Annotated in this window: 20 protein-coding genes; 6 read left to right on the top strand and 14 right to left on the bottom strand. The window is 65.5% G+C overall.

Annotated features, from left to right (window positions below; all coding sequences use genetic code 11):
* Positions 1-64 precede the first annotated feature (64 nt).
* Positions 65-310 carry an Lrp/AsnC ligand binding domain-containing protein gene (locus tag AKN83_RS18185; protein WP_016845986.1) on the top strand — a complete coding sequence of 82 codons (246 nt, stop codon included), beginning with the start codon at positions 65-67 and terminating at the stop codon, positions 308-310.
* 8 nt (positions 311-318) lie between these two features.
* On the opposite strand, the gene AKN83_RS18180 is transcribed toward AKN83_RS18185, so the two are convergent.
* Positions 319-1,248 (bottom strand): c-type cytochrome, encoded by a 930-nt coding sequence (locus tag AKN83_RS18180; RefSeq protein ID WP_050403540.1) that lies wholly within the window; start codon positions 1,246-1,248, stop codon positions 319-321.
* A 166-nt stretch (positions 1,249-1,414) separates the two neighbouring features.
* Between AKN83_RS18180 and AKN83_RS18175 the strand changes: the two genes are divergently transcribed.
* Positions 1,415-1,837: a CHRD domain-containing protein gene (locus tag AKN83_RS18175; RefSeq protein ID WP_050403541.1), complete on the top strand. Its 423-nt coding sequence runs from the start codon at positions 1,415-1,417 to the stop codon at positions 1,835-1,837.
* Between the two features lie 82 nt (positions 1,838-1,919).
* Here AKN83_RS18175 and AKN83_RS18170 read toward each other — a convergent pair whose 3' ends face one another.
* The 6 genes from AKN83_RS18170 to AKN83_RS18145 all read right to left on the bottom strand — a co-directional run bounded on the left by AKN83_RS18170 (position 1,920) and on the right by AKN83_RS18145 (position 10,418).
* Positions 1,920-2,366: a c-type cytochrome gene (locus AKN83_RS18170; protein ID WP_050403542.1), complete on the bottom strand. Its 447-nt coding sequence runs from the start codon at positions 2,364-2,366 to the stop codon at positions 1,920-1,922.
* Positions 2,367-2,469: 103 nt separating this feature from the next.
* Positions 2,470-4,779, bottom strand: coding sequence for a xanthine dehydrogenase family protein molybdopterin-binding subunit (locus AKN83_RS18165; protein WP_050403663.1), 2,310 nt, complete (start codon positions 4,777-4,779; stop codon positions 2,470-2,472).
* A gap of 128 nt (positions 4,780-4,907) precedes the next feature.
* A complete protein-coding gene (murJ, locus tag AKN83_RS18160; RefSeq protein WP_050403543.1) occupies positions 4,908-6,437 on the bottom strand; it encodes a murein biosynthesis integral membrane protein MurJ in 1,530 nt (509 codons plus the stop codon).
* Positions 6,438-6,537: 100 nt separating this feature from the next.
* Entirely contained in the window at positions 6,538-7,689 is a 1,152-nt protein-coding gene (locus AKN83_RS18155) for a DegT/DnrJ/EryC1/StrS family aminotransferase (protein WP_050403544.1), read from the bottom strand.
* Positions 7,690-7,739: 50 nt separating this feature from the next.
* Positions 7,740-8,756 carry a Gfo/Idh/MocA family protein gene (locus AKN83_RS18150; protein ID WP_050403545.1) on the bottom strand — a complete coding sequence of 339 codons (1,017 nt, stop codon included), beginning with the start codon at positions 8,754-8,756 and terminating at the stop codon, positions 7,740-7,742.
* Positions 8,757-9,005: 249 nt separating this feature from the next.
* Positions 9,006-10,418: a mannose-1-phosphate guanylyltransferase/mannose-6-phosphate isomerase gene (locus AKN83_RS18145; protein WP_050403546.1), complete on the bottom strand. Its 1,413-nt coding sequence runs from the start codon at positions 10,416-10,418 to the stop codon at positions 9,006-9,008.
* A gap of 334 nt (positions 10,419-10,752) precedes the next feature.
* Between AKN83_RS18145 and AKN83_RS18140 the strand changes: the two genes are divergently transcribed.
* Both AKN83_RS18140 and AKN83_RS18135 read left to right on the top strand, forming a co-directional pair.
* A complete protein-coding gene (locus AKN83_RS18140) occupies positions 10,753-11,718 on the top strand; it encodes a lysylphosphatidylglycerol synthase transmembrane domain-containing protein (RefSeq protein WP_050403547.1) in 966 nt (321 codons plus the stop codon).
* A 10-nt stretch (positions 11,719-11,728) separates the two neighbouring features.
* Complete coding sequence (locus tag AKN83_RS18135; RefSeq protein WP_050403548.1) at positions 11,729-12,739, top strand: MraY family glycosyltransferase; 1,011 nt, start codon at positions 11,729-11,731, stop codon at positions 12,737-12,739.
* Between the two features lie 51 nt (positions 12,740-12,790).
* Here AKN83_RS18135 and AKN83_RS18130 read toward each other — a convergent pair whose 3' ends face one another.
* The 6 genes from AKN83_RS18130 to rfaD all read right to left on the bottom strand — a co-directional run bounded on the left by AKN83_RS18130 (position 12,791) and on the right by rfaD (position 20,750).
* Positions 12,791-13,732 (bottom strand): NAD-dependent epimerase/dehydratase family protein, encoded by a 942-nt coding sequence (locus tag AKN83_RS18130; protein ID WP_050403549.1) that lies wholly within the window; start codon positions 13,730-13,732, stop codon positions 12,791-12,793.
* Positions 13,729-14,943, bottom strand: a complete 1,215-nt coding sequence (locus AKN83_RS18125) for a glycosyltransferase family 4 protein (RefSeq protein WP_050403550.1) — start codon at positions 14,941-14,943, stop codon at positions 13,729-13,731. Before AKN83_RS18125 ends, AKN83_RS18130 begins: the two co-directional genes overlap by 4 nt.
* 49 nt (positions 14,944-14,992) lie before the next feature.
* On the bottom strand, positions 14,993-16,906 hold the full coding sequence (locus AKN83_RS18120) for a nucleoside-diphosphate sugar epimerase/dehydratase (RefSeq protein WP_050403551.1): 1,914 nt from the start codon (positions 16,904-16,906) through the stop codon (positions 14,993-14,995).
* A gap of 83 nt (positions 16,907-16,989) precedes the next feature.
* Entirely contained in the window at positions 16,990-18,270 is a 1,281-nt protein-coding gene (locus tag AKN83_RS18115) for an O-antigen ligase family protein (protein ID WP_050403552.1), read from the bottom strand.
* An 8-nt stretch (positions 18,271-18,278) separates the two neighbouring features.
* Positions 18,279-19,751, bottom strand: coding sequence for a D-glycero-beta-D-manno-heptose-7-phosphate kinase (gene rfaE1 / locus AKN83_RS18110; RefSeq protein WP_050403553.1), 1,473 nt, complete (start codon positions 19,749-19,751; stop codon positions 18,279-18,281).
* An 18-nt stretch (positions 19,752-19,769) separates the two neighbouring features.
* Entirely contained in the window at positions 19,770-20,750 is a 981-nt protein-coding gene (rfaD, locus tag AKN83_RS18105; RefSeq protein WP_050403554.1) for an ADP-glyceromanno-heptose 6-epimerase, read from the bottom strand.
* Between the two features lie 135 nt (positions 20,751-20,885).
* Here rfaD and waaF point away from each other — a divergent pair, with 135 nt between their 5' ends.
* Positions 20,886-21,950, top strand: coding sequence for a lipopolysaccharide heptosyltransferase II (waaF, locus tag AKN83_RS18100; protein ID WP_050403555.1), 1,065 nt, complete (start codon positions 20,886-20,888; stop codon positions 21,948-21,950).
* On the opposite strand, the gene AKN83_RS18095 is transcribed toward waaF, so the two are convergent.
* On the bottom strand, positions 21,932-22,978 hold the full coding sequence (locus tag AKN83_RS18095) for a glycosyltransferase family 4 protein (RefSeq protein WP_050403556.1): 1,047 nt from the start codon (positions 22,976-22,978) through the stop codon (positions 21,932-21,934). The genes waaF and AKN83_RS18095 overlap by 19 nt on opposite strands.
* Positions 22,979-23,109: 131 nt before the next feature.
* On the opposite strand from AKN83_RS18095, the gene galE reads away from it, so the two are divergent.
* The gene (gene galE, locus AKN83_RS18090) at positions 23,110-24,123 is read left to right on the top strand and encodes a UDP-glucose 4-epimerase GalE (RefSeq protein WP_050403557.1); all 1,014 of its coding nucleotides are present in this window, start codon (positions 23,110-23,112) and stop codon (positions 24,121-24,123) included.
* Positions 24,124-24,167 lie beyond the last annotated feature (44 nt).

Below are 24,167 nucleotides of genomic sequence, written 5' to 3'. Positions count from 1 at the left end.
TTGACCCTTGCTTTGGCGGCCCGTTTTGGGCCTATAGTCACGGAAATCCCCGGAGACGACTTTGATGGTTCCTTTCTTCGTCCAGATCAAATGCAAGCTCGGCCAGTCCTACACCGTCGCCAACGCGCTGGCGGAAGCCGAGATTGCGTCAGAGATCTATTCTACCGCGGGCAATTACGATCTCCTGGTCAAGTTCTACGTCGACCACGACACCGACATCGGCCATTTCATCAACGAGAAGGTTCAGGTGATCCCGGGCATCCAGGACACGCTCACCATCATCACCTTCAAGGCGTTCGGCGCGAAGTAGGACACGCCTTAGGACTGCCTCTCCTTCTTCACCGGCTTCGGCGGTCCCTCGACCGGCGGCAGCGACTTGATGTACTCGGCGATCGCGTCGCGATCGCTCGACGAGAGCTGCGAGGTGTTCCGGATCACGCGCACCATCGATCCGCCAGCGCTATCGCCATCCGGCGTCTGGCCGCTCTCGAGGAAATAGGCGATGTCCTTCGCGCTCCAGTCCGCGATCCCCCGCGGCGTGATGTTCGGCACCCAACCTTCGCCCTCCGGATTCGGGCCACCGGCGAAGCGCTGCGAAGTGATGATGCCGCCGAGGAAGTTGCGCGGGCTGTGGCATTCGGCGCAATGGCCGAAGCTGTTGACGAGATAGGCGCCGCGATACCAATGCGCCGAGCGGCTCGCGTCCGCGATGAACGGCTTGCCGTCCATGAACAGGAATTTCCAGACCCCGACATTGCGCCTGATGTTGAAGGGAAACCGCACATCGTGGTCGCGCACCTTGCCGGCAACCGGCGGCAAGGTCTTCAAATAGGCGAACAGGTCGCGCACGTCGTTGACCCTGGCGTGCTGATACGACGTGTAGGGAAACGCCGGAAAATAGTGCGTCCCCGACGGCGAGGTGCCCTTCATGACAGCGGTGACGAAATCAGCCTCGCTCCAGCGGCCGATGCCGTCGTTCGGGTCGGGCGAGATGTTCGGCGCATAGAAGGTGCCGAACGGCGACGGTATCGCGAGCCCGCCGCCGAGCCTCGTGCGGTCGTCCTGCTTCGGCACGGCGTGGCAGGAGGAACATCCTCCGGCATTGAACGTTGTGAGCCCGTTGGCCAGGTTGGGCTGGTAGGCGGGCAGCGCGCTCGCGGCCACGGTCAGGGGGATCGTCAGCCACCAGAACACACCGAAGCCGATCAAGCCGGCCAAAACGGCCAGGAGGAGAATTCGTCGCAACATTCACCGATCCGTCATTCGTCGCGTCAGTTCACTGGCCAGTATGATGGCAACCCGTCGTACAAGCTCGCATCAAATTTGCCGCACTCACGATGATTTTTGGAATAAATCCGGAGAGCCGCGGTTTGAAGATTTGCAACCACCGTGTGACGTCAAAGGGGAGAGAACCATGCCAAACAAGACCTTGCTTGCCACGCTGACGCTGGGCGCCGCTATCGCCCTCGCCGGTCCGGCCTTTGCCGAGAAGCTGCAGGCCAAGCTGGACGGCAAGTCCGAAGTGCCGGCGAACGCCAGCGCCGGGACCGGCACCGCCGACATCGACTACGATGCCGCCACCAAGAAGCTGAGCTGGAAACTGACTTATTCCGGCCTGTCGGGCCCGGCGACCGCCGCGCATTTCCACGGCCCGGCCGAGGCCGGCAAGAATTCCGGTGTCGCGGTTGCGATCCCGAACGCGACGTCGAGCCCGGTCGAGGGTAGCGCGACGTTGACCGACGCGCAGGCCGCCGATCTCCTCGCCGGCAAGTATTATGTCAACGTCCACACCGCAGCCAACCCGGGCGGAGAGATCCGCGGACAGGTCACCAAGTAGAGTCACACCAACAAGAAACGGCCGGCACAAAAAAGGGCGGACGCCTTGCAGCGTCCGCCCTTTTCGTTGATCGAAATGGCGATCAGCCCTTCTTGAGGCGATAGGTCTCGTGGCAGCCGCCGCACTGCTTGCCGATCACGGTCAGCTCGGCCTTCAGCGTGTCGACATCCTTGATCTTGCCCTTGGCATCGGAGACCGCCTTGGCATAGCTCGCGATGTGCTGCTCGAAGCCGGCCTTGTCTTCCCAGATCTTCGGCCCGGCGGAGTAATCGCCTTCCGTCTTGAGGCCCTTGCTGCTTTCAGGAAAAAGCGCCGGCAGCTTCTTGGCGGTGTCCTCGAACTTGGCCAGCGCAGCGTCGACCGTTGCCTGGTCGTAGGGCTTCTCGCCCTTGATGATGGCGCCGAGCGCACCGGCGTTCTTGCCGGTTTCCTTCATCTGGGCCTGGGTCACCTTGACTTGGTCCTGGTCGGCCACCACCGCCCCCGCACTCAACGCCAGCATCGTTGCAACGACGACAAACCGCTTCATCCGCAAAACCCCTCAATCCTGCTCTGTCCGGTCCGCGGGAACGCGGCCGGCCTTGTTTGCAAACACCGCAGGCGGAATCTTCATTCCGCCTGCGACAATTTTATCAGAGATTATGGCGGCGCTGCGCCTCGCGGATCGCGATCCAGACCCGCTCCGGCGTGGCCGGCATGTCGATGTGGTCGATGCCGTATTCGCGATGCAGCCCCTCGACGATCGCGTTGACGACCGCCGGACACGAGCCGATCGCGCCGGCCTCGCCGGCACCCTTCACGCCGAGCGGGTTGGTCGTGCACGGCACGTTGTGGGTCTCGAACACGAAGGACGGCCCGTCGGCGGCGCGCGGCATCGCATAGTCCATGAATGTGCCGGTGACGAGCTGACCGTCGGTCGGGCTGTAGACCGCCTGCTCCATCAGCGCCTGCCCGATGCCCTGCATCGCGCCGCCATGCACCTGGCCCGCGAGCATCAGCGGATTGAGCGTGACGCCGAAATCGTCGACGATGACGTAACTGACGATCTTGATGATGCCGGTGGCGGGATCGATCTCGACTTCGGCGAGGTGCGTGCCGTTCGGATAAGTGCCGTCGGCGCTGGCGAAGGTCGCGCTCGCATTCATCTTCGAGGTATCGCCGCCGGGACGCTTGGCGAGATCGGCAAAGCTGACCGAGCGGTCGGTGCCGGCGATGCGGACGCGGCCATCGGCGATCTCGAGGTCGCCGGTGCCGGCTTCCAGCGCCTGCGCCGCAAGCTCCTTCAGCTTGTTGCCGAGCTCATGCGTCGCGCGCTGCACGCTGACGCCGCCGGACGGGATCGATGCCGAGCCGCCGGTGCCGAGGCCGGTCGCGATCTTGTCGGTGTCGCCCTGCAGCACATGGACGCGCTCCGGCGGCACGCCGAACTGCTCGGCGACGATCTGCGCATACGCGGTCTGGTGGCCTTGCCCGCTCGACTGCGTGCCGATCAGGATCGAGATGTCGCCGTTGGGATCGAGCGCGACATTGGCGGTCTCCTCGCCCATGGTGCCGCAGACCTCGACATAGCTCGCCATGCCGATGCCCCGCACCAGGCCGTCCTTCTTGGCGGCCTTGGCGCGCTTCGGAAAGTCCTTCCAGTTGGCGATCTCCATCGCGCGCTTCATGTGCGCGACGAAGTCGCCGGAGTCGTAGACCTTGCCGGTCGCGGTGGTATAGGGCAGCGACTTCGGCGGAATGAAATTCTTCCGCCGGATGGCGTCCGGCGTCATGCCGAGCTTTCGCGCGGCAGCGTCCACCAGCCGCTCGATGACATAGGCGGCCTCCGGACGACCCGCGCCGCGATAGGCGTCGACCGGCACCGTGTTGGTGAACACGGTACGGACGCGGCAGTGGAAGGCCTTGATGTCATAGAGACCCGGCAGCATGCCGGCGCCGCCATGCGGGATGTAGGGCGCAAACGTCGACAGATAGGCGCCCATGTCGCCCATCAGGTCGACATCCATGCCGAGGAACTTGCCGTCCTCGGCGAGCGCCATCTTCGCGGTGGTGAGATTGTCGCGGCCCTGCGCGTCGCCCATGAAATGGTCGGAACGCTCGGCGGTCCATTTGACGGACTTCTTGAGCTTGCGCGCCGCGACCGAGATCAGCGCATATTCGCGATACGGAAACAGCTTAGTGCCGAAGCCGCCGCCGACATCCGGGCAGATCACCCGCATGTTCTCCTTCGGCATCTTCAGGATCATGTCGCAGAGGATCTCGCGCAGGCGATGGCTGCCCTGGCTGCCGATCGTCAGCGTCAGATGATCCCTCTTGGCGTCGTACTCGGCGACGGCGGCGCGCGTCTCCATGAAATTGGTGATGACGCGCGGATTGACGATGGTGATCTCGGCCACCGCATGCGCCTTGGCGAACGCGTCTTCCGCGGCCTTCTTGTCGCCGATCGAGACGTCGAACAGCACGTTGCCGGGCTTGTCCGGCCACACCTGCGGCGCGCCCTTCTTCACCGCATTGACGAGACCCACCGCCGCCGGCAGCGGCGTCCATTTGACGTCAATCGCCTCGATCGCGTCGCGGGCATGGTCGACGGTATCGGCGACCACGAAGGCGATGGCGTCGCCGACATGGCGCACCTCGTCCTTGGCGAGGATAGGGTAAGGCGGTGCGGTGAACGGATCGGTTTCGAGATTGAACAGGCACGGCAGGCCGCCGAGCTCGGCGACATCGGCCGCGGTCAGGATCAGCGCCACGCCGGGCATGCCGCGGGCCTTGCCAACATCGATCGTGTAGGTCGCGTGCGCATGCGGCGAGCGCAGCATCAGCGCGTGCAATGCGGGAGACGGTGCGACGTCGTCGGTATAGCGGCCCTTGCCGCGAATCAGAGCGTCATCCTCCTTGCGCCGTACACTTTGTCCGACGCCGAACTTGATGGGAGCTGCCATCATCTCTCCAATTGCCTTGGTGTGTTTTGCGCATATTGGCGTGGTTGTCGGCGAAGCGCAAACCGCTTTCCGCCGCACCCGGCGCTATCCCGCGGTCTGCTCCTATGCATTTGATTTGAAAGGTAAAACTATACGCGGCGCAGCGCGAACAGCCAGCCGCGGCCGAACAGCGTGAGGATCGAGAGGGCGTAGACGAAGATGCCGACCGCAACCAGCAGCAGCAGGATCATTTCATCGCGGAAGTGCTGCATCGGCGCGAACCATACATAGGCGAAATGCGAGGTCAGCCACAGCGCGAGCCCGAGCAGCACGCCGCACAGCGCGAAAGTGCCGAACGAGCGAATCAGTGCGCGATCGAACGCGAGATAGCCGCGGCGGATGGCAAACATCAGCACCAGCAGCAGATTGACCCAGGCTCCGACCGCGGTCGCGAGCGCTAAGCCCACCTGCGCCAGTGAGCCGACCAGCGCGATCTTCAGCGCGACATTGACCGCGACCCCGGTCAGCGCCGCCTTGACAGGGGTTGCGGTATCCTTGCGGGCGTAGAAGGTCGCAACCGCGCTGCGAATCATCACGAAGGGAATGAGGCCGACCGCATAGGCCGCGAGCGTGGCGCCGGCGCTGGCAGCATCGGCCTTCGAGAACGCGCCGCGGGCGAACATCGCACGCATGATCGGATCGGCGACCGTCAGGAACGCCGCCACGAACGGCACCGAGAACAGCAGCGTGAAATCGAAGGCGCGGCGCTGCGCGGCCATGGCGCCGGTGTGATCGTCGGCGGTCAGGCGCCGCGACATCTCCGGCAGCAGCACGGTGCCGATCGCGATCCCGATCACGCCGATCGGCAGTTGATTGAGACGGTCGGCGTAATACAGCGCCGACAGTGCGCCGGCGGGGAGGAACGTCGCGATAATGGTGTCGGCGAACAGCGCGACCTGTGTTCCCATCGAGCCCAGGGTCGCCGGCCCCAGCGCGCGGAAGAAGGCGCGGACGTCCTCGTCGAGCCTCAGCGGCGCGAATCGCGGCAGGCCGCCGTGACGGGCGAGGTCGCCGGCGAGCAGGGCAAACTGCAGGAAGCCCGAGATCAGGACGCCCCAGGCCGCGGCATGGCCGGCGCTGGGGAAGAACGCCGCCAGCGCCAGCGTCATCATCATGGCGAGGTTGAGGAAGATCGGCGCCGCGGCGGCGCTGGCGAAGCGATGCATCACGTTGAGCATGCCGCCATAGAGCGTCACCAGCGTGATCAGCAAAAGATAGGGAAACGTGATCCGCGTCAGTTCGATCGCCAGCTTGCGCTGGGATGCGTCGTCGGTGAAGCCCGGCGCGAGAATGCTCATCGCCTGCGGCATGAACGCCATCGCCACGACCAGCAGGACCACCTGCGAGGCAAACAGCAGCGTGAAGATGCGGTCGGCGAACAGCCGCGCCGACGCCTCGCCGCGCTCGCCATGGACGTGGGCGTAGGCCGGCACGAAGGCGGCGTTGAAGGCACCCTCGGCAAAGATCGCGCGGAAATGATTGGGCAGCCGCAATGCCACGAAGAAGGCGTCGGCGACCGGCCCGGCGCCGAGGATCGCCGCGAGCATGATGTCGCGTGCGAACCCGGTGACCCGCGATAGCAGGGTATAGCCGCCGACGGTGAAGATGCGCCCAAGCATGGCTGCTTCTAGCGCATCATCACCCTACGTCAAAATGACGTATCAGGCCGTCAACGATTTAAGCATGATCCTGCCCGAAACCGGGAGCCACTTTTCGGGATCATGCCTGTAGCGCGCTGCGCACAGCCGCAATGACGCGGTCCTGCGCCGCCTCGTCGAGATAGGGGTGCATCGGCAGAGCGATGACGTCCTTCGACAGGCGCTCGCTGACCGGCAGGCCGCCGTCGGCGACCGGATAGTGGCTGTAGGCGGTCTGCTGATGGACCGACTTCGGATAGTAGATCATGGTCGGCACGCCCTGCGCCTTCAAGGTGGCTGCGAAGGCGTCACGATCGATGCCGTTGGTCAGACGGATGGTGTACTGCGCCCACACCGAGGTGCAGCCCGGAGCCACGCGCGGCACCGCGACGAGGTTGCCGAGCGCCCGCGAATAGCGTTCCGCGACCTTGTTGCGCGCCGCGATCTCGTCGTCGAATATCTTCAGCTTCTCGAGCAGGATCGCCGCCTGCATGGTGTCGAGCCTCGCCGTGAGGCCGAGCCGCACGTTGTCGTATTTGTCCGAGCCCTGGCCGTGGACGCGGATGCTGCGCAGCGTGCGCGCGAGTTCCTCGTCGTCGGTGAAGACCGCGCCGCCGTCGCCGAAACAGCCGAGCGGCTTGGCCGGGAAGAAGCTGGTTCCGGTCGCGAGCCCGAAGGTGCCGAGCTTGCGGTTCTTGTAGGTTGCGCCAAAGCCCTGCGCGGCATCATCCAACACAAAAAGGCCCTCGGCCTCGGCGACCGCACCAATCGCGTCGTGATCGGCGCTCTGGCCGAACAGGTCGACCGGGATCACTGCAACCGGCTTCAGCCCGCGGGCGCGCGCCGTCGCAATGCCGCGCTTCAGCGAATTGACGTCGATGTTGAAGGTCTCCTCATCGACATCGACGAACACCGGCGTCGCGCCGGTCAGCGTCACGACTTCGCCGGTCGCGCAGAAGGTGAAGGTCGGGCACAGCACCGCATCGCCCGGCCCGACATTCTTCGCCATCAGGACCATCAGCAGCGCATCGGTGCCGCTGGCGCAACTCACCACATGCTTGGCGCCGGTATAGTCCGCCAGCGCCTTCTCCAGCGCGGTGACTTCCGGGCCGTTGATGAACTGGCAATGGTCGAGCACGCGCGCGACCGCATCATCGATCGACTTGCCAAGCCGCCGGCGCTGCGCGGCGATATCGATGAAGGGAATGGGCTCAAGCTGCATATGCTGGTTCATGGAAGCTCTTTGCACGTGTTGAATGGATGACAATCAGCCAGTGGAGGCAATCAGCCGGCGATGCGGCGGGGTCCCTTGCGCATCGTCGAGGCGGCCGGCCGCGCGGGCGATTCCAGGCAGCGGATCGCGATCTCGAGGCTCGCGACGCCTTCGTCGCCGGACACTGCCGGCAGCTTGCCGCTGCGTACGGCATCGAGGAAGGCGATCAGCTCGGCGCGCAGCGGCTCGTCGTGACCGACCGGCAAATGGCGCATCGAATAGCTGCCGTCCGGCTTGAAGCCGAAACATTCGGTGACCTGGCGCGTCAGCAGGTCGCCCATCACGTACTTGCCGCGGGTCGCGACCGTCACGTTGCGCGCCTTGAACGGCGTCAACCAGTTGGTGTTGATGTGGGCGAGCACGCCGGATGCCGTGCGGAATTGCAGCAGCGCGATGTCCTCGCGTTCGGCGACCGCACTCGAGAGCTGCGGCTGCACCTCGACGATGTCGGACTCGGTGAACCAGCGGATCAGGTCGATGTCGTGCACGGCAAGGTCGATCACGACGCCGACATTGGACATCCGCGGCGGGAACGGGCCGACCCGGGTGATGCCGATCGACAGGATATCCTCGCCCGAGATCGCCTGCTTGATCGCGGCGACCGCCGGGTTGAAACGTTCGACATGACCGACCATCAGCGTGACGCCGGCTCGCTCGGCGGCCGCGACGATCTCACGGCCCTCTTCGACCGTGGATGCGACCGGCTTCTCGACCAGGATGTGGATGTTGCGGGCGATGCAGGCGAGCGCGATCTCGTGATGCAGGTGGGTGGGGGCTGCGATCGTCACCGCATCGATGCCTTCGGCAAGCAGCTGATCGAGGCTCTCGAAGGCGCGGCAACCGACCAGGTCGATGGCGCGCGTGCGGTGCTCCGGCAGCGGATCGACGATGCCGATCAGCAGGACGCCGGGCAGTCCGGCCAGCACGCGGGCATGGTTGCTGCCCATCACGCCGGCGCCGATCACGCCGACGCGCAAGGCGCGGCCGATATCGGCCCTCGCGCCGGCTGCGGACACTTTTGCATTCATATCGTAGACCCCAAGTAGCGTTCTGGCGGTTGTCCCGGCTCCTCAGGGAGCCATCCCGGCTCCGAGGGAGTAAGACCAAGGCCCCTCATCCCGATCTGCGCCTCTGGCGCAAATCACCCCGCTTCGTTGGCAGCCGCTATAGCACGGCGTCACAAATGTGGCGATTGCCAAGGACGAAATCCGGACACGTTTTGATTCAAAGAGTTACATCGTCCCGCGCCGGGCGATCGGCGCGGGAACCGGCGCGCCTCAGCTGCGCCGGTAGTCGTCCTCGATGCGGATGATGTCGTCCTCGCCGAAATAGCTGCCGGTCTGCACCTCGATCAACTCGAGCTGAATCTTGCCGGGATTCTCCAGCCGGTGCACCGCGCCGATCGGGATGTAGATCGACTCGTTCTCATGCACCGTCTTGACCAGTTCGTTGACGGTGACCTGGGCGGTACCACGCACCACGATCCAGTGCTCGGAGCGGTGATGATGCTTCTGCAAGGACAGCCGCCCGCCCGGCTTGACGATGATGCGCTTGACCTGGTGGCGGTCGCCATTGTCGACCGACTGATAGGAGCCCCAGGGGCGATGCACCTTGATGTGGTTCTCGGTCACCCCGGGCGCCGCCACCTTCAATTTCGCAACCAGCCGCTTCAGCCCGTTGGCATCCTTCTGGCGCGACACCAGCACGGCATCCTGGGTCGCGACCACGACGAGGTCGTCGACGCCTTCGAGCGCGACCAGCGCCCGGTCGGTCGAGACGTTGCAATTGCGGGAGTCCTCGAACACCGCCGCGCCGCGCGCCGCGTTGCCGAGACTGTCCTTGTCGGAGAGCTCCCAGACCTGGCGCCACGAGCCGATGTCGGACCAGCCGCACGCCACCGGCACCACCGCGGCATGCGCGGTCTTCTCCATCACGGCGTAATCGATCGAGATCGCCTTTGCCGCGCCGAACGCCGACGCATCGAGCTTGACGAAGCCGAGATCGCGCGTCGCGGTCGCGACCGATTGCTCCACCGCCGCGATGCTGCCGGCATCGACCTTGCGATACTCGTCGAGCAGCACGCCGGCGCGGAACATGAAGTTGCCGCTGTTCCAGAGATAGCCCGCATCGATATAGCCTGCCGCGGTCGCGGCATCCGGCTTCTCGACGAATTTTGCCACCGCGCGCACCTCGCCGGCGACCACCTCGCCCGGGCTGATGTAGCCGTATTCGGTGGCGGGCCGTTCCGGCTTGACGCCGAAGGTCACGATGCGGCCGGCTTCGGCCGCCACCAGTCCGCCGCGGCACGCCGCGACGAAGGCCGGCGTATCCCGCACCAGATGGTCGGCGGCGAGCGCCAGCACGATCGCTTCGCCGTCCCGGCTCTGCGCGAATGCCGCACCGGCCGCGATCGCAGGCCCGGATTCGCGGCGCATCGGCTCCAGCAGTACATCGGCCTCGCGGCCGATCTCGGCCAGCTGCTCCAGCACCATGAAGCGATAGGCCTCGTTGGTGATCACGATGGGACGTTCGAACAAGGTCGGGTCCGAAACGCGCAGCAGGGTCTCCTGGAAGGTCGAGCGCGCCCCGAACAGCGACAGGAACTGCTTCGGATGCACCTCGCGCGATGCCGGCCAAAGCCGCGTGCCTGCGCCGCCGCACATGATCAGGGGGATTATTCGCCGGTCCATCAATACCTCAAGTCCTGTCGTGCCCGCGGACGACACACTAAGATTTTTCCCGGGCAGCCGCAGCGGGCGGCCGGGTTACCTCCAAAGCACGATCCGAGCAGTATCACGCGTGCCCCCGCACGTCTGGTCGGATTTTACCCGTATTGTAAGCCCAGCTGAGTGCTGTTCCTCCCAGCCCGGCCTCTTTAGCCGCCCCGTCGAGCGGGCCGCAATAGGGTCGGCACGGGTATTGCCAGATCGGCGCGGAAACCATACCAAGGCGGCGAATTTGGGCGCGCGAAAGCGTTTTGCGCTGTTTTTGACACATTCTGAAAACCTGGCAGCGCGAACGGAAATGCGCCGAATCCTGCTTTCGACCGTCAAGATCCTGATCTCGGCTGCGCTGCTGTATTTCTCGCTGCGCAAGGTCAACCTGTATGACCTCGCCTCCCGCATCCAGGCCGAGAGCCTCGGCTGGCTCGGCCTCGCGATCGCGGTCACTTTTCTGCAGATCTTCCTCGGGGTGTTGCGGTGGCGCGAGATCAGCGTCGAATGCGGCGCACCGCTGGAAACCGCACAGGCGATGCGCTTCAACGTGATCGGCACCTTCTTCAACCAGACACTGCCGTCCTCGATCGGCGGCGACGCCGTGCGGCTCTGGCTTGTCGCGCGCGCCGGTGCGGGCTGGCGCGCGGCCACCTATTCGATCTTCGTCGATCGCGCGGTCGGACTGATCGCGCTTGCCGTCGTCATCGCGGCCACCCTGCCCTGGAGCTATCGGCTGATCGCCGATACAAATGGCTGGCTGGCGTTGCTGCTGCTCGACCTCGCCGCGCTTGCGGCCGGCTTTGGTTTCCTCGTGATCGGCCTGTTGCCGTGGCCCTGGCTGAAGCAGTGGTGGGCAACGCACCACATCCACGCCTGCGCGGTCATCGCGAACCGGGTGCTGTTCAGCCGCGAGCACGGATGGCGGGTCGCGACCCTTTCGATCGCCATTCACGTGGTGACCGTCGTGATCGGCTGGTGCGTGGTGAAATCGATCGCGGCCCCGGTCACCTTCGGCCAGATCTTCCAGCTGTTGCCGCCGGTGATGCTGATCACGATGATGCCGATCTCGATCGCGGGCTGGGGCGTGCGCGAGGCGACGATGGCGCTCGCCTTCGGCTACGCCGGCCTGATCGCGAATGAGGGCGTCAACATCTCGCTGCTGTTCGGCGCGGTGTCGTTCGTGGTCGGTGTGTTCGGCGGCCTGGTGTGGATCCTGAGCCCGGAAAAGGCGGCCAAGGGCGCCGAGCCGATCGAAGTCCCGGGATCGCAATAAACGGGCCGGAATGAGCAGTTTCGAAACCCTCCTGTCACTGATCGCGGCGGTGCTGGCCGCATCGATCTCGGCCGTCCTGATCCGGGCGACGCGGCCACTGCTGCTGCGCGTCGCGCTGGCGAAGCCGAACGCGCGCTCGTCGCACCGCATTCCAACGCCGCAGGGCGCCGGCATCGCGGTGATCGCAGCCACGCTGCTGGCGGGCGGGATCGTCATCGCAATGGCCGGATCGCCGGACCTGACGATACCGATCACGGTGTTCGCGGCCTGCCTGTTCATCGCGGTGGTGGGCTTTGCCGACGACATCCGGTCGCTGCCCGTCGTCCCGCGGCTGTTGCTGCAGGCGGCGGCCGTTGCAGCCTTGGTGTTTTCGGCGCCGGCCGATCTCGGGCTCGTTCCGGCCTGCCCGTTCTGGCTCGAACGCGGTCTGCTGCTGATCGCCGGCCTCTGGTTCGTGAACCTCGTCAACTTCATGGACGGGCTCGACCTGATGACGGCGGCCGAGGCCGTGCCGATCACGGTGGCCGTCGCCCTGCTCGGCAGCTTCGGCCACGTTCCCGCTGCTTGCGCGCTGGTCGCGGCAGCGCTGTGCGGCGCGCTGCTCGGCTTCGCGCCGTTCAACCGGCCGGTGGCAAGGATATTCCTCGGCGATGTCGGCAGCCTGCCGATCGGCTTGCTGCTGGGCTGGTGCCTGCTCGAGCTTGCATTGCATCAGCAATTTGCCGCCGCCCTGCTACTGCCGCTGTATTATCTGGCCGATGCGACAGTAACGCTGTTTCGCCGCATCGCGCGGCGCGAGCCGTTCTGGTCCGCGCACCGCTCACATTTCTATCAGCGCGCGACCGACAACGGATTCACCGTATGGCGCGTCGTCGGCGAGATCTTTGCACTCAACGTGGTGCTGGCGCTGCTGGCATTCGCTTCGGTCGCCCTCAATTCCCTCGCAGCAGACATCGTCCTGTTGCTGGCCGGCGCGCTCGCCGTCGGCTGGCAACTGCGCCGGTTCTCGCGACCGTTCTGATCGGGCCGGAGCGTTACCGGTTCGCGTGAAGAAAACGCGCCAAAACAAAATCTAGATATCGGTTCGGCGCAGCGCGCGCCGCAGCCCCTCGTCGAGGCTGATCGGCTGCTGCCATCCGGTGCTTGCGACCTTGGACAGATCGAGCTCAAGCGAGGCGAACAGGCTGTCATAGGCTTCCTTGCGGCCGCCCAACGTGAGCGACACCTTCAGGAGCGGCGACGGCAGCCAGAACAGACGCGGCGAGGTTTCTGCCGCGCGGGCGAGGCGCTCGACGAACTCCCGGGTCGAGACCTGCTCGCGGTCGGCCACCAGAAACACATCGAATTCATTTCCCGGTCGCGACAACCGGTACAGGATGAACGACGCCAGGTTTTCCGCCGACAGGAACGCCCGGCGATTCTTCACGAAGGCGAGCGGAAGCGGCATGCGATTGATCACCGCACGCTTGAGCAGGGCGAAGTTTCCTTTCGCACCGGCGCCGTAGATCAGCGGCGGCCTGATCACGGTCACCCTCATGCCGCTGCCCGGCACGATCCCCTTCAGCCCTACTTCGGCGGCCGCCTTCGAGTTTCCGTAGAGGCCGCGGGGCGTCAGGACGTCGTCCTCGCGAAACGGCGGGCGCCCGTAGTTGCTGCGCCCGTGCACCAGGATCGTGCTGACAAAAATGAAGTCCCGAACACCCGCCGCGACCGCCGAACGCGCCAGATGCAGCGTGCCCTCGATATTGACGTTGCGGTAGAGCTCGATCGCCTGTTCATCGGACTGCTGGTGAACGCGAGCGGCAAGATGAACGACGGCGTCCACGCCATCGAGCGCGGCACGCCAATCGGTGACGGGACTGAGCGAGCCGATCGCCACGTCGTTTGCGTCTAGCGGCGAGGTGCGCACCGCGCGTCGCACCATCCAGCCGTTCTGCTCCAGCTCGGGCACCACATGGCGACCGACAAAGCCACTCGCACCCGTGACCAGAACCGTCGGGCGGCGATCATTCATGCTGTCCGCTCCACATCGTGATTGGATAACAGCTCCGCAACCAGCGCGGCATAACCCGACAGCGCCCGCTCGGGACTGAAGGTCCGTGCGGTCGCGACGGCGCGCCCGGCCATCTCGGAGTCCTGCGATTGCGACGCCAGCCTGATGGCTTCGGCGAGTTGATCGGGCCTTCCCGGCGTGACGACCCAGCCCAGCCGGTTCTCGCTGACGGTGAGCGCGGCCTCGGCCTCGGGCTCGGACACCAGGATGACCGGCCGGCCAGCGGCGAGCAGGTTATAGAACCGGCTCGGCACCGATACGCCGGCGACGTCCTTGCGATAGGGGATGAGCCAGACGTCCGCACTGGAGAGCAGCGCATCGAGCTCGCTGTCCGCGACGCGCTCGACCAGCGTGACGTTGGTGAGCTGCGCCTCGGCCTGCAGCTCCTTCAGCCGTGCAAAGCCCATGCCCCATCCCGAGAGCAGGAAATGGATATCGCGTTCGTCGCGGAGCAGCCGCGCGGCCTCGAAGACGATATCCGGATCGTGGGTGAAACCAAGATTGCCGGACAGGCCGACGACGAAGCGGGCAGCGATCGCCTTGCGAAACGGATTATCGGGGCTGACGGGGCGATTGCCGGGGGCGAGCGTGGCCCAGTTCGGGATGAACCTGATCTTGTCGGGTGTCATTCCGCGATAGCGCAACAACAGCTTCTCGGCGTCGCGGCCGATGACGATGACGATGCTCAGGGCACGAAACATCAGCGCGTTGATCGCGCGCATCGCCCGGGCAACCAGCGAGGTCGGCCGCAGCAGCCCGGCCATCACGAGAACGTCCGGAAACAGGTCGTGCAGGATCAACGCCGACTTCGCCCCCTTCAACCTTGCCGCGGCAGCAACCGCATAGGGAAGCGCGAACGGAGCCGTCACCGTCAGCGCCACATCGCCCCGCTTGAGCCGCGACAACAACGCAAAGAACATCCGCACCGTGAACAGCGTCTCGGCCAGCGCGCGCTTGAGCAGCGCCGCCTTGCCTGGCAACCGGTTCCTGATCTCGACGACGACGGGCCGCCCCGGCGCCGGCGCCCGCGCCGAGCCCGGTATCCCGGAGACTACCACCACGTCCGCTTCCTGCGCGATCCGTTCAGCGATCGCGGACATGATCGCGGCGGTCGTGCTGTGGTCCGGCGGATAATGCTGGCTGGCGACCACGACTTTTCGTGCACTGGGCATCAATGGCTTTCGAGACGGTCCTGCCCGATCGCCCCGCAGGACGGCGCGGTCAGGCGGCATTCGATCCGAACTCGGGCACGGCGTCCTGCAGGACGGCACGGATGGTCACACGGTCATCTCTGTCGATCGCATCTTCCAGCGCCGCGAGCCACTTGCGCAGCGTCGACATCGGCGGCTGGTTCGGCTTGGCGGCCATCACGCCGGCGACGCCGATCTCGAGCGTCGGCTCCTGGCTTGCGAACAGGATCTCGTTCAGCCGCTCGCCGGGACGGATGCCGCTGAACACGATCTCGACGTCGACGCCCGGTTGCAGGCCCGACAGGCGGATCATCCGCTCGGCGAGATCGACGATCTTCACCGGCTGCCCCATGTTCAGCACATAGACCGAGACGTCAGGCCGCGCAGGCGTCATGGCGTGCGTCGCGGCGGTGATCACGAGATCGCAGGCTTCGCGGATCGTCATGAAATAACGGACCATGTCCGGATGGGTCACCGTGATCGGTCCACCGGACTCGATCTGGGCCTTGAACTTCGGCACCACGGATCCGTTGGACGCCAGCACGTTGCCGAACCGCACCGAGATCAGCCGCATGTGCGGCTTGCCCTTGGCCTCGGTCATCAGGTCATGGTCCATCGCCTGACAGTACATCTCGGCGAACCGCTTGGTCAGGCCCAGCATCGACACCGGCTCGATCGCCTTGTCGGTCGAGATCATCACCATGGCGCTCGCGCCCGCCGCACGCGCCGCGTCGGCGACGTTCACCGATCCAAAGATGTTGGTCTTGACCCCTTCGCTCCAGTCGCGCTCCAGGATCGGCACGTGCTTGAGCGCCGCGGCATGGAACACGATGTCGGGCTTGAACTCGCTCATCAGGCGCGTGATGCGCTCGCGATCCCTGATGTCCGCGATCCGGCCCTCGATCTCGGGGCCGGCATCACGCGCGGACAGCGCCTCGGTGACTGCATAGAGTGCCGGCTCCGAATTCTCGACGACCAGGAGGCGCGCCGCGCCGAAGGTCGCGACCCTCTCGCAGATCTCCGCGCCGATCGAGCCGCCGCCGCCGGTCACGATGACGGACTTGCCCTTCACCAGCGTCTCTAGCCGCGCATAGTCGATCTTCTGGCTCGGGCGCAGCAGCAAGTCTTCGACCGCGACATTGGTGAGCCGTGGCGTATCGCCGCCCTCCAGCGACGGCAGGCGGCTGACCATCACACCGAGCCGCTTGGCGCGCATCAGCACGCTTTCCGGATGCGCATCCGGCTCGAAGGCCGAGGGCGTCATGACCACGCGCGTGATCGGCCGCTGGCGGCTTTCGAAATCCCGAATCACGGCTTCGATATCATCGACGCCGCCGACCACGGGAATGTTGCGGATCATCTGGCCGCGGTCCGCGGCCGACGGCGAGAGCACGCCGACCGGCCAAAGCCGCTTGATGGCGCCGTTCTCGATGCCGCGCAGGACGACTTCGGCATCGGCCGTGCGCCCGACCAGCAGCGCCGACGCGGCATTGTCGGATCGGGCATGAAGACGCGTGCGCGAATAGCGGAAGTAGCGATAGCCGAGGCGCAGCGCGCTCAACGCGAACACCTCGAGGAAGAAGAACAGGATGATCGTGACCCGGCCGAGGAACACCGGACTTGGCGAATTCGCCCCGGTGAAGAAGTAGACGTAGTCCACCACGACCAGCGCGAGCGTCAGCACCGCTGCGACCCGCAGGATGTTCACCGCGTCCGGCAGCGAGGTGAAGCGCCATTTCGCCGTGGTCAGATTCGAGAAATAGCTGACCACGACGCTGAACAGCACGAACCAGGGCAGAATGCGCAGCAAATGCGGCAGCCGATCGGTAAGCAGGCTGCCCTCGAAGCGCAGATAAAAGCTCGCCAGCAACGCGAACGTCGTAGCGAGCGCGTCATGTGCCAGGATCAGGAAGTTGCGCGAGGTGAATTGTGAAAGGCGCGTCATCTAACGGACGTGTTGCTGGCAACTGGGAGTTCGCGACGGGACATGGGCAGGCTGTAGCGTATCTGCGGGGCCCTTGCCAGCGATCATGGACGGATCGGAGGCTCGGGTTCCATATCCGTCCCCAATCGCCCCTTCAACGCCATACCGCCCGCAACGCCGACGCCCAGCACGTACATCCAGCCTTCATGAAAGTCGAAGATGTGTGAATTAAACAACGAACTTGAGATATTCTGTACCACGACGAGAAGCCCGATCCAGTTGACGAGGCTGTCGCCGCGGAACAGCAACAAGTGCAGCAGCCACATCGCGTACAGTATCGCTACACCTACAATGCCCCACTGCACCGCGACGTTCAACGTTTGATTGTGGGGGTTTCCGATCACTTCACCGGAAGCCTGAGTCACACCGCCGGTCGCGACGCGCTCGAACAGGCCCCGCGTCGAGCCGGTGCCATGGCCGATGACGGGGGCCTCGGCGAAGAAGCCGAGCGACTTGCGCCAGAATTCGAGCCGCAAACCAAGCGACGTCGGCTCGTTGCGCTCCATGTAGAGCTTGTAGTCGCGCTGGAATGAATCGGCCGTCGCGCGCAGTTGTGGCGAGGCATACCACGCGGCCACGGACAACGCGCCGGCCGCACACAGGATCAGTACGATGCTGCGCCAGCGCAGATGCAGCAGCGCAAAGACCGCGAACATGATGGGAACGGTCACCAGCGCGGTCCGCGACACCACCACGAGCGCCATGTTGGCAAACAGGCTGAGCGCGATCCCGACCAGCAACGCGGCCGGCAGGATGCGATTGGCCCGCAGCAGCATGACGATCGGATACGCCAGCGCGACCGCGCACAGCGTGAATTCCTGGCTCTGGTCGATGTAGTTCTTGACGAAGACGCCCTGCTCGCCGGGGGCCGGCGCCCGCAACGCGAGGTGGGGATAGGCAAGCACCAGCCACGACATCAGCATCAGCAGCGTGCAGGAGACGAGGAAGGCCACGAACACCCATGTCCCACGGGTCGAGCGCTGGAAGTGATAGAGCAGGACCGGAAGCACCAGCAGCTTTGCGGTCGGTCCGACCGCGTACAATCTGGCGCCCCAGGCGGCGTCCGACCAGAGCGTGCCGGCGAGCGCGAGGCAAAACAGCGCGATCGGCGCCACGCAGATCGGCCGCTTCAACAGCGTCCAGAACGCCCGCAGGTCGATGGTCGGCGCAATCGTGATCAGCAGCACCACGCCGAAGATGCCGACCAGCGAGGTCGACCACGGCAGCGACACCGCAATCAGGACCGCGACCACGTCGGTCGTGGTCTGCCAGCGTGCCGGATCGCGCCAGGCCGGGCACGCCGCGGCGCCTGCCGGGGATGCCATGCTCGCGCTCACGCCTTGCCCTCACGGGCCCGCGCAACCAGCGACGTCGTGCTGTGGCCCTGCAGAATCTCGACCAGCACCACCTCGCCGCCGGCGGCCTCGACGATCTCGTGGCCGACCACCTGCTCGCGGGTATAGTCGCCGCCCTTGACCAGCACGCTCGGCCGCACCTTCGCGATCAGATCGATCGGCGTGTCCTCCTCGAAGATTGCGACGAGGTCGACGGCTTCCAGCGCCGCCAGCACCTCGGCCCGGGCGCGCTCGTTCTGCACCGGACGCCCCTCGCCCTTCAAACGCTTCACCGAGGCGTCGCTGTTCAATCCGACGATCAGGCGGTCGCAGGCGCCGCGCGCGGCGGTCAGCACCTTGACGTGGCCGGGATGCAGGATGTCGAAGCAGCCGTTGGTGAAGCCGATCCGCAGATCCTGCCTGCGCCATTCCTCGAGATATGCGTCGATATCGCCGCGGGCCGGGACGATCTTCTCCTCGGCCGCCAGCGACGCGTGCGGCAGGATCCTTCGCCGCAATTCGGCGGACTTGACGATCGCGGTCCCGGTCTTGCCGACCGCGACCGCAGCTGCGGCACTCGCGATCCGCAGCGCGCCGTCCCAGTCGGCACCAGCAGCCAACGCAAGCGCCAGCGCCGCAGCAACGGTATCGCCGGCGCCGGAGACGTCGCGCACCTTGACTGGCAGCGCCGGCACGTGGATCGAACCGTCCTCCCGCGTCACCAGCGTCATGCCGCGCTCGCCCTGCGTCACCAGCATCGCCTCGCAATCGGCGAGGACCATCGCATCGGGAGCGGCCTGCGCGATGCTGTCCTGGCTGTCGGCACGGCTGCGGGTTGCCTCGGCGAATTCCTTCCGGTTCGGCGTCAACACGCTCGCGCCGCGATAGATCGCGAGATTGGCGCTCTTCGGATCGACGATCACGCGCTTGCCCGCCTGGCGCGCGGCGTCGATCACGTTGCGGATCACGCGCGCGGTCAGCACGCCCTTGGCGTAATCGGACAGCAACACGATGTCGGCGCGCGCAAGGCGCGGCAGGATCGCATCGATCAGCTGCTGTTCGATGACCGGCGCAGCGGGCGCAGCCAGTTCCCAATCGGAGCGCAGCATATGGGTCGAGAATTGTTCGGAGACGAAGCGCACCTTGCGCGTGGTCGGGCGGGCGGCGTCGCGCACCAGCACGGTCTCGATGCCGGCCTCCTTCGCGAGCGCCTCTGATAGCACCGTGCCGGCGGCATCCTCGCCGATCAGGCCGACGAAGATGCAGCGGCCGCCGAGCGCGGCGATGTTCCGCGCGACGTTGCCGGCGCCGCCGATATTGCTCTCGCTGCGCCTCACCGCGATCACCGGCGCCGGCGCCTCCGGCGAGATCCGCGACACCTCGCCATACACGAACTCGTCGAGCATGAGGTCGCCGACGCAGAGCACGGTCTGGCCGGACATTGCACGCGAGATCGCTTCAAAATCGAACATCAGTCACCGTCATCCGCTCTAGCGATAGCGATCCGCGCGATCGAGAAAGCCGTTCACATAGGCTCCGACCGCGTCTTCCAACTGCGTAAAACCGCCATTGTATCCGGCGCGTCCGAGACGATCGACGACGCTCTGGGTGAAATACTGGTAACTGCCGCGAATCTGCTCGGGCATGTCGACATACTGGATGTTCGGCTGCAGGCCGAGCGCGCCATAGGCCGAGACGATCAGGTCCTTGAAGCTGCGCGCCTTGCCGGTGCCGACATTGAACAGGCCGGAGACCCGCGGCGTCGCGACCAGCCACATCATCACCCGCACGACGTCGTCGACATAGATGAAGTCGCGGCGCTGATCGCCATCGGCGATACCCTCGCGATGCGACTTGAACAACTGCACGACGCGGCCTGCCCTGATGTCGTCGAAGCGGCGCGCCAGCACGCTCATCATCGAGCCCTTGTGATATTCGTTGGGGCCGAACACGTTGAAGAATTTCAGACCCGCCCACTGCGGCGGCAGAGCGTCGCCTTTCGCAGCGCGCTCGGCGACGGCGAGATCGAACAGGTTCTTGCTCCAGCCATACAGGTTCATCGGCCGCAGACGTTTCAACGCCTCCACCGAACCATCGTCGTCAAAACCCTGCTCGCCGTCGCCATAGGTGGCCGCCGACGAGGCATAGATCAGCGGGGTTCCGGTCGCAGTGCACCAGTCGAGCAAGCGCATCGAAAGACGGAAATTGGTCTCGATCACCAGATCACCGTCGGTCGCTGTGGTCTCCGAGATCGCGCCGAGATGGAGGACGCCATCCAGCCGCCGGCCCTGCAGCCAGGCCATCAACTCGGCTGGCGGCACAAAATCGGCGATCTGGCGCTTGGCCAGGTTCCGCCACTTGCCATCGCTGCCAAGGATGTCGCAGACCGCGACGTCGCTGCGCCCGGCGTCATTCAACGCGGCCACGACGTTCGATCCGATAAAACCGGCGCCCCCGGTTACCAGAAACATGATGAAATCCCGCCAGATTCCTTTGCAGCCGCCAGCTTTGCCCCACTCCCGCGCCACAGGCAACGACGGCTTTACCTCACATCGCGAACCGGTTACCGACTTGGCCGCGCCGAACCGGCTTTGGCCCGCTTAAAAATGAATATTGATTCAATATCTGACATCGAAACCCAGGATACCGAGGATACCAGACCGATCCTCATCGTGCCCTATGTTTGGATTGGCGATTTCGTGCGCGGCCACACCGTGGTCAGGGTGCTCCGCAAGCGCTGGCCCAACCGGCCGGTCGACCTTCTGACGTCCAGTCTTTGCGCGCCCCTGGTCGATTATATGCCCGGCGTCCGCGCCGGGCTCGTGTTCGACCTGCCGCGCAGCCGGCTGGCGCTGGCTCAGCAGCGGGCGCTGGCAGCCGAGCTTCGGAAGCGGAACTATGCCACCGCGCTGGTGATGCCGCGCACGTGGAAGTCCGCCATTGCGCCGGCGCTGGCGGGGATCCCCGAGCGGGTCGGCTTCTTCGGCGAGGCGCGGTTCGGCCTGATCAATGCGATGCGTTGGGGCGAAAAGAAGCTGCCGCGCTTCATCGACAAGAACGCCGTGCTGGCGCTGCCTGACGGCGCTCCCCGTCCGCTCGAATGGCCGGTGCCGCAACTCCGGGTTTCTGCCGACGAGATCGGGCGATGGCGGCAAGCCAACGGTCTCGGCACCGGCCGCGCCGTCGCGCTCGGGCCCGGCTCGGTCGGCGCCTCCAAGCGCTGGACCTATTACCCGGAAGCCGCGCGGCTGTTCGCCGAGCATGGCTTCGACGTCTGGGTGGTCGGCGGCCCCGGCGAAAAGGCGCTGGCGCAGGAAATCGCAGCCGCCGGCGGTGCGCGGGTCCGCGATCTCACCGGCACCGATCTGCGCAACGGGGTGCTGGCGATGGCCGCGGCCAGCGTCGCTATCGCCAACGACTCCGGGCTGATGCACATCGCGGCCGCGATCGGCACCCCCACCATGGGCATTTTCGGCCCGACTGACCCCTATCTGTGGGCTCCCCTCAATGATCTCGCCGCCACGGTGCGGCAGAGCAAGAGCAAGCTGCCGTGCCAGCCGTGCCAGCGCACGGTCTGCACCATGAACGACCATCGCTGCATGCGCGACATCGCGGCCGAAGAGGTCGTCGATATCGCCGAGCGCGTACTGGCTCAGATCAGGGCGCGATAGACCGCAGCGATCGCGCTCGCCTCCGCATCGAGGCTGAACTTATCCACAACTCGTTGGCGCGCCCGCGCCCCCATCGCCGCGGCCGCGGCCGGATCGCGCATCAGGGGTTCAAGCGCCGCCACCAGCGCGTCGACATCGCCCGGCGGCGTCAGCACGCCGGTGGTGCCGTCATCGACCACGAACTCGGCGGCGCCCGCGCGCGCAGCCACCAGCGCCGCGCCGGCCGACATCGCCTCGATCAGGGTCAGGCCGAAACCTTCGTTGCGCGAGGTGAAGGCGTAGACCGTCAGCCGCTGATACCAGCGCACGACATCCTCGATCGGTAATTCGCCGGTGATGATGATGCGCGATTGCAGGCCGGCGGCCTCGATCTTCCGCTTCAGCTCGCTGGCAAAGGCCAGTTGCTCCGGCACCACGGCGCCGACGATGACGGCGGTGAAATCGGGATAGCTCGGCAGCAGCCTGCACATCGCCTCGACGAAGACGTCACTGCCCTTCTGCGCGCGCACCCGTCCGAAGCAGCCGATCGCATAGCGTCCCGGCAACCCGCTCTCGGCAAAGGCGGCAGCGCGATCGGCTGGCGGCGCATAGCGATCGGTGTCGACGCCGTGCATTACCACCGTGGCCTCGCGCTTCAGATAGGATGCCGACAGCGGACTGGTGGCGATGATCGCATCCTGGTTGCGGATCAGCCAGCGCGTCAGCCAGGTGTGATGGCGCTGCGCGGCTGAGGTGAACAGCAGTTTCAGCGGCCAGCCGAACGCGCGCAGCAAAAGGCCTGCGATCATCTCATCATTGCGCCGCGCGTGCCAGATCACAGGCCGCGCGCGCCGCCGCAGCCGCATCAGATCGGAAAATCCGATCGCGTCGATGCCATCGGGCCGATGCGAGCCCAGCCAGGCTGCGCGAAACATCTTGGCAAGCTTCGGCGCGACCATACGGTTGGTCGCGGTGACACCCGAATAGCGTCGGTGCAGATTGGGCACGATGAGCTCAAGCTCGCCGGCAGCTGTGTTCTCGATCGGCACGCAAGTCTCCGTTTCGTGCCAGTTCCTATACGCAACATTAAGCATAGTGGCCAGTTCGGCCGCGTCGAAACCCCCTCTTCACCGCACTCCCGCTAGCATCATCCGTTAAAGATATCGGGAGAGCTCTATCCATGACCGTGCTAGTGACCGGCGGTGCTGGCTATATCGGAAGTCACATGGTTCATGCGCTGGTCGATGCCGGCGAGAGCGTCGTCGTCGTCGACAATCTCTCCACCGGCTTCTCAGCGTTCCTGCCCGAAGCTGTTCCGCTGTTCATTGGCGATGCCGGCGACGAGAACCTCGTCGAGGGCGTGATCGCTCAGCACGGCATCGACAGCATCATCCATTTCGCAGGTTCCGTCGTGGTGCCGGATTCCATGCGCGATCCGCTCGGCTACTACCGCAACAACACCATGACGACGCGCAGCCTGCTCAATGCTGCGGTGAAGGGCGGCGTCAACCGTTTCATCTTCTCCTCGACCGCCGCGGTCTACGGCAATCCGGACCAGGTGCCGGTGCCGGAGATCGCGCCGACGCGTCCACTGTCGCCCTACGGCTCGTCGAAGCTGATGACCGAAATCATGCTGCACGACGTCGCCTCGGCGCATGGCATGAGTTACGTCGTGCTGCGCTACTTCAACGTCGCCGGCGCCGATCCTAAGGGCCGCGTCGGCCTTGCCACCATCGGCGCCACCCATCTGCTCAAGATCGCGGTCGAGGCCGCGACCGGCCAGCGCGCCAAGATCGACGTGTTCGGCACCGACTATCCGACCCAGGACGGCAGCTGCGTGCGTGACTTCATCCATGTCAGCGACCTCGTCGAGGCGCATCGCTCTGCGCTGTCCTATCTGCGCGGCGGCGGCCAATCGGCGACGATGAACTGCGGTTACGGCCGCGGCTATTCCGTGCTCGAGACCATCGAGGCGGTGCGCCGGGTCTCGATGCGCAATTTTGCGGTCGCCTATGCCGCGCGCCGGCCTGGCGACATCATGACCATGGTGGCCGATACCACCCGGATCCGCTCGCTGCTCGACTGGACCCCGCGGTATGACGATCTCGAGACCATCGCGAGCCATGCGCTGGACTGGGAGGAGAAGCTGTTCCAGGAGCGCGGGGGCGCCGCGCGACAGGCAGAATCGGCCTAAAAATCAAGCCGTTATTGTGCTTGAAAAAGCCCCGCCAAGCGGGC

It is taken from the genome of Bradyrhizobium embrapense (assembly GCF_001189235.2).
GTDB lineage: Bacteria > Pseudomonadota > Alphaproteobacteria > Rhizobiales > Xanthobacteraceae > Bradyrhizobium > Bradyrhizobium embrapense.
This window is presented reverse-complemented; position numbering and strand designations above follow the sequence as displayed.

Excerpts from the sequence above, each read along its gene's own strand:
- AKN83_RS18185 (WP_016845986.1), top strand. The coding sequence starts at position 65 with ATGGTTCCTTTCTTCGTCCAGATCAAATGCAAGCTCGGCCAGTCCTAC.
- AKN83_RS18180 (WP_050403540.1), bottom strand. The coding sequence starts at position 1,248 with ATGTTGCGACGAATTCTCCTCCTGGCCGTTTTGGCCGGCTTGATCGGC.
- AKN83_RS18175 (WP_050403541.1), top strand. The coding sequence starts at position 1,415 with ATGCCAAACAAGACCTTGCTTGCCACGCTGACGCTGGGCGCCGCTATC.
- AKN83_RS18170 (WP_050403542.1), bottom strand. The coding sequence starts at position 2,366 with ATGAAGCGGTTTGTCGTCGTTGCAACGATGCTGGCGTTGAGTGCGGGG.
- AKN83_RS18165 (WP_050403663.1), bottom strand. The coding sequence starts at position 4,779 with ATGGCAGCTCCCATCAAGTTCGGCGTCGGACAAAGTGTACGGCGCAAG.
- murJ (WP_050403543.1), bottom strand. The coding sequence starts at position 6,437 with ATGCTTGGGCGCATCTTCACCGTCGGCGGCTATACCCTGCTATCGCGG.
- AKN83_RS18155 (WP_050403544.1), bottom strand. The coding sequence starts at position 7,689 with ATGAACCAGCATATGCAGCTTGAGCCCATTCCCTTCATCGATATCGCC.
- AKN83_RS18150 (WP_050403545.1), bottom strand. The coding sequence starts at position 8,756 with ATGAATGCAAAAGTGTCCGCAGCCGGCGCGAGGGCCGATATCGGCCGC.
- AKN83_RS18145 (WP_050403546.1), bottom strand. The coding sequence starts at position 10,418 with ATGGACCGGCGAATAATCCCCCTGATCATGTGCGGCGGCGCAGGCACG.
- AKN83_RS18140 (WP_050403547.1), top strand. The coding sequence starts at position 10,753 with ATGCGCCGAATCCTGCTTTCGACCGTCAAGATCCTGATCTCGGCTGCG.
- AKN83_RS18135 (WP_050403548.1), top strand. The coding sequence starts at position 11,729 with ATGAGCAGTTTCGAAACCCTCCTGTCACTGATCGCGGCGGTGCTGGCC.
- AKN83_RS18130 (WP_050403549.1), bottom strand. The coding sequence starts at position 13,732 with ATGAATGATCGCCGCCCGACGGTTCTGGTCACGGGTGCGAGTGGCTTT.
- AKN83_RS18125 (WP_050403550.1), bottom strand. The coding sequence starts at position 14,943 with ATGCCCAGTGCACGAAAAGTCGTGGTCGCCAGCCAGCATTATCCGCCG.
- AKN83_RS18120 (WP_050403551.1), bottom strand. The coding sequence starts at position 16,906 with ATGACGCGCCTTTCACAATTCACCTCGCGCAACTTCCTGATCCTGGCA.
- AKN83_RS18115 (WP_050403552.1), bottom strand. The coding sequence starts at position 18,270 with ATGGCATCCCCGGCAGGCGCCGCGGCGTGCCCGGCCTGGCGCGATCCG.
- rfaE1 (WP_050403553.1), bottom strand. The coding sequence starts at position 19,751 with ATGTTCGATTTTGAAGCGATCTCGCGTGCAATGTCCGGCCAGACCGTG.
- rfaD (WP_050403554.1), bottom strand. The coding sequence starts at position 20,750 with ATGTTTCTGGTAACCGGGGGCGCCGGTTTTATCGGATCGAACGTCGTG.
- waaF (WP_050403555.1), top strand. The coding sequence starts at position 20,886 with ATGAATATTGATTCAATATCTGACATCGAAACCCAGGATACCGAGGAT.
- galE (WP_050403557.1), top strand. The coding sequence starts at position 23,110 with ATGACCGTGCTAGTGACCGGCGGTGCTGGCTATATCGGAAGTCACATG.